This window comes from Caballeronia sp. M23-90, from assembly GCF_053574605.1.
In genome coordinates this window covers 1-4,740 of record NZ_JBSIPA010000496.1, presented here as the reverse complement: position 1 = coordinate 4,740, position 4,740 = coordinate 1, and the positions used below count along the sequence as shown (strand labels likewise).

The 4,740-nt window shown below is 60.9% G+C and carries 4 protein-coding genes and 1 pseudogene; all 5 read right to left on the bottom strand.

Going from position 1 to position 4,740, the window contains the following annotated elements; all coding sequences use genetic code 11:
• Nucleotides 1-360 (bottom strand): annotated as a pseudogene (locus tag ACRXB1_RS30890) (anti-sigma factor); the annotation flags it as partial.
• Nucleotides 361-886: 526 nt separating this feature from the next.
• A complete protein-coding gene (locus ACRXB1_RS30885) occupies nt 887-1,774 on the bottom strand; it encodes an anti-sigma factor family protein (protein ID WP_449494207.1) in 888 nt (295 codons plus the stop codon).
• Nucleotides 1,771-2,316, bottom strand: a complete 546-nt coding sequence (locus ACRXB1_RS30880; RefSeq protein WP_062001355.1) for an RNA polymerase sigma factor — start codon at nt 2,314-2,316, stop codon at nt 1,771-1,773. The genes ACRXB1_RS30885 and ACRXB1_RS30880 overlap by 4 nt, the downstream gene beginning before the upstream one ends.
• A gap of 139 nt (nt 2,317-2,455) precedes the next feature.
• Complete coding sequence (locus ACRXB1_RS30875; protein WP_449494206.1) at nt 2,456-3,535, bottom strand: catalase family peroxidase; 1,080 nt, start codon at nt 3,533-3,535, stop codon at nt 2,456-2,458.
• A gap of 223 nt (nt 3,536-3,758) precedes the next feature.
• Nucleotides 3,759-4,740: alanine racemase (locus ACRXB1_RS30870; protein WP_449494205.1), on the bottom strand; the 982-nt coding region annotated here is incomplete at its 5' end.

The window sequence follows — 4,740 nt, the reverse complement described above, 5'->3', positions numbered from 1 at the left end:
TAACGCGCCGCCGAGAAACGCCACGGCAAGCCACGCGGGCGCAATGCGCAGCCGCGAACGAATGGTCGATGACGCAGGACTTCCGGGCGCATGTTCCACCACGGGATCATTCACGCTGACATCGGTCCTGGCCTTGGCCGCTCGGGCCATTTCCTCGATCTTCGCCGTCAGGCTGGCGGGAACCGGTGGCAGCTTCTGTCCGGCAAATGCATCGCGATAAGGCAACCGCGAAGCCTGCAAGAGCGCGACGCGCTCAGCCACGTCGGGAGAGGTGCGCAGTTCGCGCTCCACTTCCTCGCGTTCGTGTGACGGCAGTTCGCCATCCACGTAGGCCATCAGCAGGGTATCGTCCGATTTCATAAGACTTAAGCAGTTCGCTTTCGCTGATGATTTATGTTTTTGTTTCTCTCGTGCCCTTGATTGCATTTTCCCAATGAAAAAACACACTCATTTGGAATTGCAATCGACCTTTGAGGACTCTACTGTTTCTTCACAGTTCCTAAGGGCTTATTTATAACCAAGCCGGCTCACCCGTACAACCAGCACAACCACCTGTTGCGGCTCCGGCGAGGGGCTTGACAGGGATATTCGATTACATGGTTCACAGGAGAATCGCCAGTTCACACGAATGCGGCAACCCAACGACGGCCTCAAGTTATACCCGTACTAAAAGAAGAACACCCAGGGTTGCGCCGAAATTCCATGCGCGCAAAATTAAATCGATGATCCCGAAACACGCTTTTCCAGCACCGGCGGGACTTGTAACAAGTGTAACTGCGATTTGGTGCGGACGCTTAAACGTTGTTTCGTGCAAACCACACGTTCGATGGTCATACCAGAGAAACGCCGCGAATTTGGATGACCATGACGTGTTGACTGCGGAAATTCAGCCAGCCGATGAGCCCGGAAGCACCACGGACGTCGAATCGCTGAAAAGCTGCTCCACCTCGCGGTTCGAGATCTGTTTGCCGAGCGCATTCAGGTCCACGCCGTCGGGTTTGCCGATCAGCGCGTAGCTCAGTTCGGCCTGACGCCAGGTCACCACCTGCATGGAATCGACGTCCTGACCTGCCACCGCCTGATCCGGTTTCACGTCCTTCATCACGCAAAGCGCGACGGGTTCACCCTTCTCAGGTTGATACACGATCTGAACGAGCGGCTTGTTGTTGAAACGCAGGCGCTGCACGGTCTTGAACGTCAGGCCGGCGCTGTGCAAATCCGGGATGCGCAATGCAAGCCCGTCTTCACGACGGATGTCGTCGACCGTTTTCGAGGATGTCTCCGGCGTCTCGCTGACATAGGCCAGCGTGTCGCGGGTATAGAGCTTCTGGTAACCCGTGGCGGCCTGAACCCACGGCGAGAGATTGCTTGCGGCCATCGAACCGGATGGGCCGTGGTCCAAAAGAGGACCGAGCCGCACGAACAAGCCGCCGCAGAACGCGCCTGCTACACAGGCAGCAGCAAGCCACGCGGGAACGGAGCGCATACGCGAGCGAACGGGCCCGCCGGCTGACGAGGGAACGGCGTTGTCATTGACTGCGGGCGCGGCATGCCCGCGTGCCATCGCTTCAATCTTCTGCGTAAGCGAATCCGGTACGGGCGGCAACTTTTGCCCGGCGAACGCGCCCCGATAATCCACGCGCGACGCCTTCAGCAACTCGACCAGCTCTGCCGCCTCGGCTGACGCGCGAATGTGTTCCTCGACTTCATGGCGCTGGTCGGGCGGCAGTTCACCGTCGACATACGCCATCAACATTACTTCATCGGTTTTCATGCGATTGAGTCCTTTCGCGTCGCCGAGGCTTTTGGCTTCGGTTCGTGCGTGCCGAACTGCGCGCCGACTGCTTGCCGTGCGCGCGATAAGCGGCTCATGACGGTTCCGATAGGAACCTCGAGTACATCTGCAGCTTCCTGGTAACTCAGCCCTTCGACTGCGACCAGCAGCATCACCACGCGCTGCGCTTCGGGCAGGCGTTCCACGGCGCTGATGATCTGGCCGTGCATGAGCTGCGTTTCCGGGCCTTTGTCGACCGGGTCGGCGATGTTCTCCAGGAAGTCGTCGTCCCAGTCCATGCTCGAACGTTTGCGCACGCTTCGCGCCCGCAATTCGTTGATCCAGGTGGAATGAACAATCGAAAACATCCAGCTCAACGGGGCCGTATCGGGCTGCAATTGATGCGCCCGTTCGAGCGCGCGCAGGCACGCACGCTGGACGAGATCCTCGGCGTCGTGCCGGTCGCCCGATATGCGCAGCGCAAAGGCCCACAAGCGCGGCAGCATTTCGGGAAGCATGCTTGGTAAGTCTGCACCGTTCATCGAACGAATATCTCCTGGTACCAGTGTCTTGTCCGGATGCTGCCAGCAGCATGCACGCGAGAGCTGCGTGAAACGAACCGCGTAGTTTAACTTGCAATCGGGCGTTTCGCCGCATACCCGTCCAGCTTGCCGTACGGGTCTAGCGGCGTGAGTTTCCCGCTTGCGCCGCCTGCGCTTCTTCTTGTGTACGGCGGTTGAAAGAAACCGAATATGCCGACGAGCGCGCGGCCAGCAGAGGATCGTCCGACGGTCCGATTCCAGCCGGCAAGATCAGCGGATCGAAGTTGATATCGCGGCATGCTCCATCGATTTGCGATTCCGCCCTGTCGATCACCACCACACCCGCATCCACGCGATGCAGCTCCCGCTCTTGCGGCCAGACGCGGGTGGCGTCGTTCGTCGGATCGCCGGGCGCGGCTGGCGTGATCATCAGATGCCAGCGCACGGGACCGCGCTCGAGGCGCTTGCTCAGGTCGTGCGCGAGGAAGTCCGGATCGCGCGCATCGGTTGCGCTGACGGGCTGGTATGCCGCGTCGGGCACGACGCTCCATCGAACGAAATGCGTGTTGCCTTGGGCGTTGGTGAACCTGAACGCGTCGATGCTGAAATAACTGGCGTTGGAAAAATTCGATGACGCCGGGTGACTTGCCAGCCATTCGTGAAAAGCCCTTGTTTCAGGGTGTTTTTCCAGAAACATCTCCATCTTCGCGGGGGCGACGCGGCCGCTCGCGGCGTCCGGCCGCAACGCGGCCAACTGCTCATACAGCGCTTCCGGTGTGCTGACGGCGAAGATCGGCACGGAGTTCATCGCGGTGCGCCATTGCTCGCCGTGGCTCAAGGTGAAGCGCAGGGCAAAGCTGCGGACCATCGCGGTATCGTCTTCTTGCGTCGGGTCGAAACCCGGCGCCGACAAGCGCCCGACCACCGGGACCGTGCCCCGCTCGAACACGCTCGCTCGAGAAAGCTGCGCGCCGTTGCCGTTACTTTCGAAGCGACCGCTCACGCATACACCCTTCGCATGATTGCGGCGGAAGCCGGGGTGCGGGCTTGTATCGGATTCGAAGGCATCGATCAACCGGGCCGATGTAAGCGTCTGCTGATCATGTGGCCAATGAATCCATCCGCCGGTCCACGCAAACAATCCCGCGATACCGCCAATCGTTGCAGCAATCAGGGCGTAGCGGGATATCAGGCTGGGACGGCGGCGCTTTTCAGTCATGGCAAAACTTTGGCTTCGTTGCTGCCGTGTGGCATCGGCCTAAGGCAAGCGATGCGGGCAAGCCAGGAAGTCAGAAAGGCAGCAAGTATAGTCGGACAAAAAGTTGTCTGTTGACCTTCTGTCACAAATTTGGCGGGGGTTTGACCGCCGTTTGCCTGGAACTGCTCGCGGGCGAACGATTAAAGCGTTTTCCGGTAGCTCGTCTGACGAGGCAAGCGCCGCCTCACCAGCCGTAAAACCGGTCCCACACTTCGATCTCGTCCGCGCCCCTACGCGCGTGATAAGCCGGGTATTGCGCGCCGGTCGCGCAGGCATGGTTCGGCAGGATCAAAAGCCGCGTGCCGACCGGCAAACGCGCGGTGATGTCTCCGTCCGGATGACCCGTGTTCGCCAGGATCCCATGTTCCTGGTTTGCGCCGGTCAATGTGTAGCCTTCAAGCGGCGAGCCGTCGAGCGTACATGGCTGGCCGTAGCCGTAGTCATGCGTCTGCTTCGCCGTGCCGCGGTCGCGGCTCATCGCCATCCAGCCGGCATCGAGAATGGCCCAGCCTTTATCCGCCTGATGACCGATGACCGTGGTCAGCACGCTCAGCGCCAGATCGGCCGTATTGCATACGCCCACGTTGCGCATCACGAGATCGAAGAACACATACACGCCCGCGCGAACTTCGGTCACGCCTTCAAGGTGACGCGCGGCGAGGGCGGTCGGCGTAGAGCCGACGCTGACGACATCGCATGGCAAACCCGCTTCGCGCAGGCGCTCGGCGGCCTGCACACAACCGGCGCGCTCCTGCTCGGCGAGCGCGGCGAGTGCATCCGGCGTGTTCAGTTCGTAGCTCGATCCCGCGTGCGTCAGCACGCCGCCCAGGCGCGCGCCGTCCTGATGCAAGGCGCGGCCGATATCGATCAAGCGCGCCTCGCCGGGCTTGACGCCGGAGCGATGGCCGTCGGTATCGATTTCGATCCACACCTCAAAGCTCACGCCGTGCAAACGGCCGAACTCCGCGACGCCTCGCGCCGATTCGAGGTTATCGACGATCAGTTTCAAATCGCAACCAGATTGCTTCAACGCCAATGCACGCGGCAGCTTCGATGCAACCATGCCCACCGCATACAGGATGTCGCTGAAGCCGGCCGCGAAGAATTGCTCGGCTTCCTTGAGCGTGGACACCGTGATGCCGGCGCGCGCGGCATCACGATGTCCA

Bases quoted from the DNA above. Each gene is read 5' to 3' on its own strand.
- ACRXB1_RS30875 (WP_449494206.1), bottom strand. From the start codon at position 3,535: ATGACTGAAAAGCGCCGCCGTCCCAGCCTGATATCCCGCTACGCCCTG.
- ACRXB1_RS30880 (WP_062001355.1), bottom strand. From the start codon at position 2,316: ATGAACGGTGCAGACTTACCAAGCATGCTTCCCGAAATGCTGCCGCGC.
- ACRXB1_RS30885 (WP_449494207.1), bottom strand. From the start codon at position 1,774: ATGAAAACCGATGAAGTAATGTTGATGGCGTATGTCGACGGTGAACTG.